This window comes from Azospirillum sp. B506, from assembly GCF_000333595.1.
Lineage (GTDB): Bacteria > Pseudomonadota > Alphaproteobacteria > Azospirillales > Azospirillaceae > Azospirillum.
This window is the reverse complement of sequence record NZ_BADK01001070.1, coordinates 1-5,943: the sequence shown is the minus strand read 5'-3', so window position 1 is coordinate 5,943 and position 5,943 is coordinate 1. Positions and strand designations below refer to the sequence as shown.

Here is a 5,943-nt window from a genome sequence, read left to right as displayed (position 1 = left end):
TGATCGGTTACGTGACCTTCGGCGGCATGCTGGCGACGACCTGGGTGCAGATCATCAAGGCGGTGATGCTGCTGTCCGGCGCCTCCTTCATGGCCTTCATGATCCTGGCGAAGTTCGGCTTCAGCCCCGAGGCGATGTTCAAGGCCGCCGTCGAGGCGCACCCGAAGGGTCTGGCGATCATGTCGCCGGGCGCCCTGGTCACCGATCCGGTCTCGGCGATCTCGCTCGGCATGGCGCTGATGTTCGGCACCGCCGGCCTGCCGCACATCCTGATGCGCTTCTTCACGGTGTCGGACGCCAAGGAAGCCCGCAAGTCGGTCTTCTACGCCACCGGCTTCATCGGCTACTTCTACATCCTGACCTTCATCATCGGCTTCGGCGCCATCCTGATGATCCTGGCCCCCGACGCCAACAACGCCTATCCGTTCCTGACGGCGGCCCCGGCGGCCGGCGCCAAGGCGGTGATCGCCAACGTCATCGGCGGCACCAACATGGCGGCCATCCACACCGCCCATGCGGTCGGCGGCGACCTGTTCTACGGCTTCATCTCGGCGGTCGCCTTCGCCACCATCCTGGCGGTGGTCGCGGGTCTGACGCTGGCCGGCGCCTCGGCGGTCTCCCATGACCTCTACGCCTCGGTCTTCGCCAAGGGCCGCGCCAACGAGGCCGACGAGATCCGCGTGTCGAAGATCACCACGGTGGCCATCGGCATCCTGTCGATCATCCTGGGCATCGCCTTCGAAAACCAGAACGTCGCCTTCATGGTCGGTCTGGCCTTCGTCATCGCCGCCTCGGCCAACTTCCCGATCCTGCTGATGTCGATGTTCTGGGGCAAGATGACCACCCGTGGCGCCGTCATGGGCGGTTCGCTGGGCCTGATCTCCGCCATCGTCCTGCTGGTGCTGGGTCCGACCGTGTGGAAAGCCGTGCTGGGTCACCCGCAAGCGATCTTCCCCTACGACAACCCGGGCGCCTTCACCATCCCGCTCGCCTTCCTCGGGATCTGGTTCTTCTCGATCACCGACAACAGCGCGCAGGCCCAGAAGGAGCGCAAGGACTTCGAGGCCCAGTACATCCGGTCGCAGACCGGCCTGGGTGCCGAGGGGGCGTCCGCCCACTGAGCGATTGCCCACTGAGCAGTCTGCCGAACGAGGCAAACGGGCGGGGCAAGAAGAACGGAAGGGATCGCGTCTCGCACCGCATCCCTTCCCCCCTCGGGGAAGGCTGAAAGCCCGTGCGGTGACCGAACCACGCCGCCAAATGTCGCACCCGCTTCCGGCATCAGGCCCGGCGGGTGTATCCTGAAAAGCGCCTCCGGATCCGGTCCGGGGGCGCTTTTTTTATGCCTGTCAGTCCTTATGCCCCGCCCTTCCGTGACGGAGCCTGCCCGTGCAGCACGCGATGCCCCCCGCCTCCCCGGACTTCGATTTCGGCCGGCCTCCCTTCGACCTGCTGACGGACGGCCAGCGGGCGGCGCTGGCCGGGGCGCTGGACATCGCGCTCTATCCCCGCGACGCCGTCCTGCTGTCGCGGGAGGAGCCGGCCGACGCGATGTTCGTCGTGCTGCGCGGTACCGTGCAGGAACGCCGCGGCGGTGAGGTGGCGGCGATCCACGGTCCCGGCGACCGTTTCGGGCTCCAGGCGCTGTATGGCTCCGTCGGCGGTGGTGCGGGAGGCCCCGGCGGCCGGCGCTTCGTCGCGGTGGAGGACTGCGCCTGCCACCTGATCCCGCGTGCCGCACTCGAAGCGCTGGCGGCGGAGAATCCCGAATTCGGCGCCGCCATCCTCGGCGACTTCGCCCAGCGCATGCGCGAGATGGCGGCGCTGCGCTCCAACCGCGAGATGGCGGCGCTGACCATGGCGCGCATCCGGCAGGCCTATCTGCACCCGCCGCTGGTCGTCGATGCCGGCGCCAGCCTGCGCGATGCGGCGGAAGCGATGCGGCAGAACCGGGCCAGCAGCGTGCTGGTGCGCGCGGCGGATGGAGCGGTCGGCATCCTGACCGGCACCGACCTGCGCGACCTCGTGGTGCTGGACGGCCGTCCGGTGAGCGAACCCGTCGGGCCGCTTGCCCGTTACGGCCTGCTGGCACTGGACCGCGACGATCTGCTGTTCAACGCGCTGGTGCTGATGACCAAGCATGCGGTGCGCCGGGTGGTGGTGACGGAGAACGGCGCCATCGTCGGGCTGTTGGGGCAAAGCGACCTGCTGGCGGTGCTGTCCAACCATTCCCAGGTCATCGGCCTGCAGGTGGAGCACGCCACCGACCCCGCCGACCTGCGCCGGGCGAGCCGCTCCATCGTCGAGCTGATCCGTACCTTGCACGCCACCGGGGTCAAGGTCGCCTTCATCGCCGATCTGGTGACGGAGCTGAACCGCCGCATCTTCCGCAAGCTGTTCGAGCTGCTTGCCCCGCCGGATCTGCTGGCGAACAGCTGCCTGATCGTCATGGGCAGCGAGGGGCGCGGCGAACAGCTGCTGAAGACCGACCAGGACAACGGCCTGATCCTGCGCGACGGCTTCGACTGCCCCGATCTGCCGAGGATCGCCGCCGACTTCACCCGTCATCTGGTGGAGTTCGGCTATCCGCCCTGTCCCGGCAATATCATGGTGTCGAACCCGGAGTGGACGCGGCCGCTCGCCGGCTACAAGGATGCGCTGTTCACCTGGATCCATCGTCCGGACGAGGCGGCGCAAATGAACCTCGCCATTTTCTACGACGCCGCCCCGGTGGCTGGCGACGCCACGCTGCTGGCCGAGGCGAAGAGCTATCTGCTGAGCCGGCTGCAGGACAACCAGATGTTCTTCACCCAGTTCGCCCGCCCGACCCTGTCCTTCGACACGCCGAGCGGCCTGTTCGCCGCCCTGTTCGAGCGGCGTCGGGCGGAGGCGGTGGACATCAAGAAGGCCGGGATCTTCCCCATCGTCCATGGCGTGCGGGCGCTGGCGCTGGAAAGGCACCGGGCGGAGACCAACACGGTGGAGCGCATCCAGGTGCTGGCCGAGCTGGGGGCGCTGGACCGCAAGATGGCGGCCGATCTGGTGGAGGCCTTCGCCATCCTGTCGACCATCCGCCTGAAGGCGCGCGTCGATCTTCCCGACGACGGGCCGGAGGAGGGTGGGGAGATGGCGATCGACAACCTCGTCCACCCCGACCGGCTGGGCAAGCTCGACCGCGACCAGTTCAAGGACTGTCTGGCCCTGGTGAAAAGCTTCAAGGAGCTGATCGCCCATCATTTCCGCCTGAACCATTGAGGCGGCGATGGCGCACTCCGATCACAGTGACAGCGACCGCCGGGAACATGTGGCGATCCATTGCGAAGCGACCAGCTTCGACCCCGAGACGGCAAGGCCGCTGACCTTCGCCGCGATCCATATCCGCGGTTCCCGCATCCTGACCGGTAGCGCCCTGCGGCTCCATCCCGGCAGCGACACCGGACTGGCGGAGGCCAGCGACCTGCTGCACGCCTTTGTCGGCGGCCGGCCGCTGGTCGGCTATTACCTGGATTTCTCCGTCGCCATGGCGGAGCGGCTGACCGGCCGTCCGTTGCCGGAGGAGCGGACGGAGGTGTCGAGCCTCTATTACGACCGCAAGATCCGCAGCCTGTCCAAACAGGCGGTCGATCTGCGGCTGGACAGCCTGGTCCGCGACCTCGACCTGCCGGTGCGGCCCGACGGCGCCTTCGGCATCGCGCTGGCCGCCGCCATGGCGTGGCTGCGGCTGACTCAAGACGGACGATGAGGGGAACGGGCGATGAGGGGGGACGGCCGCTGAGCGGAGTGGGTCAGAACCCGACCCGCTCCACCCCGACGCTGCGGTCGTGGGTCAGCGCCGGCACCATGCCACGGGCCTCCGCCACACGGTCGAGATCCAGGTCGGCGGTGATGAAGCCGACGTCGGTGCCGGCATCGGCCAGAACCTCGCCCCAGGGGGCGATCAACAAGGAATGGCCGTAGGTCTGGCGGCCCTGGTCGTGGCTGCCGGTCTGGGCCGGGGCGACGACGAAGCAGCCGGTTTCGATGGCGCGGGCGCGCAGCAGCGTGTGCCAATGGGCGCGGCCGGTCGGCACGGTGAAGGCGGCCGGCACCGTCAGGATCGACGCCCCCGCCTGGGCCAGCGCCCGGTAGAGATAGGCGAAGCGCACATCGTAGCAGACGGTCATGCCGATGCCGCCCCAGGGGCTGGCCACCACCACCGCCCGCTCGCCCGGCCGGAAGGTCGCCGATTCACGGTAGGATTCGCCGTCCTTCAGCGTGACGTCGAACATGTGGATCTTGTCATAGGAGGCGACGACCCGCCCGCCGGCATCGAACAGGTAGCTGCGGTTGGCCGCGCGCCCGTCGTCGAGCAGGACATGCAGCGTGCCGCCCAGGATCCAGGCCCCGGTCTCCCGCGCCAGATCGGCGAAGAAGGGGATGCCGGGATGTTCCGCCTCGCTGCGGACGCGCTGCATGGTCTTGTCGCGGCCCTGGACGATCCAGCCGACATTCTCCGGCAGGGCGATGAAGTCCGCCCCGGCATCGCGGGCGCGGCGCACGAGATCGCCCGCCGCCCGCAGGTTCGGCTCAAGCTCCGTACCCGCACTCACTTGGACGCAGGCGGCCTTCAGCACACCGGTGCCGGCAGCACCCTCGCTCATGCGGCGATGCCGAGCAGCGGGTCGAGCTTGCCGGCGCGGTCCAGCGCGTGGATGTCGTCGCTGCCGCCATAGGGCTTCCCGTCGATGAAGATCTGCGGGACGGTGGTTCGGCCCTCCGACCGCTCGATCATCTCGCTGCGGCGGCCCGGCTGGGCGTAGAGATCGATTTCCTCGTATGTCACGCCCTTGCCGTCGAGCAGGCTCTTGGCCCGCATGCAATAGGGACAGAAGGGAGTGGTGTAGATGACGACGTCGGCCATGCCACTGGGCTCCTTTTGGACGTGGAGAAACTATAAGGTCAACCCACGAGGGGCGCCAGACGTTGCAGCCCGCGCGAAACGCCGGTCAGCGTCGCCGGACGCGCCCCTTTTCAAGCGTCAGCGGTGAACCACGCGCGCCAGGGTCAGCACATCGACCCGGGCCGCCCCGGCGCGCAGCAGCACCCGTGTGCATTCCGCCAGCGTCGCCCCGGTGGTCATGACGTCGTCGATCAGCACCAGCCGCCGTCCGGTCACCTGTTCCTTCGCCGACTGTCCAGGCCGCAGGCGGAAGGCACCCTTGACGTTGCGGTGGCGGCCCTGGCGATCGAGTCCGCCCTGGGTCGGGGTGAAGCGCTGGCGTTGCAGCAGGTCGGGGGTGACGGGAACGCCGCTGTGCCGCGACAGCGCCTGCGCCAGCAGGGCCGCCTGGTTGTAGCGGCGGTGGAACAGGCGGGCGCGGTGCAACGGCACCGGCAGCAGCCGGTCGGCATCCTCCAGCAGCAGCTTGCCGGCCCGCGCCAGCCAGACTCCGTAGGCTTTGGCGGCATGGATGCGGTCGCCATGCTTGAAGCCCAGCACCAGCGGCCGGCTGCCGTCGTCATAGGCCAGGACGGCGCGGGCGCGGGCGAAAGGCGGCGGGGAGGCCAGGCAGGCGCCGCATAGCGCGCCCTCCTGTGCCTCATACTCGAAGGGAAGGCCGCAGCAGTCGCACAGCGGCGGGGCGATGAAGGTCAGCTTGACCCAGCAGGCTGCGCACAGGCCGCCCTGCCGGTCCACCGCCTCGCCGCAGCAGAGGCAGCGCGGCGGTAGCAGGGCGTCGAGCAGCAGGGTCGCCGCAGCGCTGGCGATCCGGCCAAATCCGGCAAGAGAGGCTGGCGCCTGCATCGGCCGGCCCCCTCACTGCAGCATGGCGATGCGTTCGAAGATCAACCCCGTGTAGTCGCGCAGTGCCAGATAGATCGCCGGGCCGGTGACGAACAGGATCAGCAGCGTCGCGAAGAACTTCATGTCCTGCTGCAACGACGACTCGTTGATGTTCGGGC

5 protein-coding genes and 1 pseudogene are annotated in these 5,943 nt (G+C 68.8%); 3 read left to right on the top strand and 3 right to left on the bottom strand.

The features are described 5' to 3' along the window. From I71_RS33120 to I71_RS33110, 3 genes and pseudogenes are all read left to right on the top strand, one after another. Positions 1 to 1,121, top strand: a pseudogene (locus tag I71_RS33120) (cation/acetate symporter ActP); the annotation flags it as partial. A gap of 268 nt (positions 1,122 to 1,389) precedes the next feature. After that, positions 1,390 to 3,255 (top strand): DUF294 nucleotidyltransferase-like domain-containing protein, encoded by a 1,866-nt coding sequence (locus I71_RS33115; protein WP_083897518.1) that lies wholly within the window; start codon positions 1,390 to 1,392, stop codon positions 3,253 to 3,255. Positions 3,256 to 3,262: 7 nt separating this feature from the next. Continuing rightward, complete coding sequence (locus I71_RS33110) at positions 3,263 to 3,742, top strand: DNA polymerase III (protein ID WP_042704320.1); 480 nt, start codon at positions 3,263 to 3,265, stop codon at positions 3,740 to 3,742. 43 nt (positions 3,743 to 3,785) lie between these two features. On the opposite strand, the gene I71_RS33105 is transcribed toward I71_RS33110, so the two are convergent. The 3 genes from I71_RS33105 to I71_RS33095 form a co-directional block, all read right to left on the bottom strand. Next, positions 3,786 to 4,640, bottom strand: coding sequence for a carbon-nitrogen hydrolase family protein (locus tag I71_RS33105; protein ID WP_042704318.1), 855 nt, complete (start codon positions 4,638 to 4,640; stop codon positions 3,786 to 3,788). Next, positions 4,637 to 4,900, bottom strand: coding sequence for a glutaredoxin 3 (grxC, locus tag I71_RS33100; RefSeq protein ID WP_014248998.1), 264 nt, complete (start codon positions 4,898 to 4,900; stop codon positions 4,637 to 4,639). The genes I71_RS33105 and grxC overlap by 4 nt, the downstream gene beginning before the upstream one ends. Before the next feature lie 117 nt (positions 4,901 to 5,017). Further along, positions 5,018 to 5,785, bottom strand: a complete 768-nt coding sequence (locus I71_RS33095; protein WP_042704316.1) for a ComF family protein — start codon at positions 5,783 to 5,785, stop codon at positions 5,018 to 5,020. Positions 5,786 to 5,943 lie beyond the last annotated feature (158 nt).

What these genes read in the sequence shown, in the direction of transcription:
- I71_RS33110 (WP_042704320.1), top strand. Translation starts at nt 3,263, where the DNA reads ATGGCGCACTCCGATCACAGTGACAGCGACCGCCGGGAACATGTGGCG.
- I71_RS33105 (WP_042704318.1), bottom strand. Translation starts at nt 4,640, where the DNA reads ATGAGCGAGGGTGCTGCCGGCACCGGTGTGCTGAAGGCCGCCTGCGTC.
- grxC (WP_014248998.1), bottom strand. Translation starts at nt 4,900, where the DNA reads ATGGCCGACGTCGTCATCTACACCACTCCCTTCTGTCCCTATTGCATG.
- I71_RS33095 (WP_042704316.1), bottom strand. Translation starts at nt 5,785, where the DNA reads ATGCAGGCGCCAGCCTCTCTTGCCGGATTTGGCCGGATCGCCAGCGCT.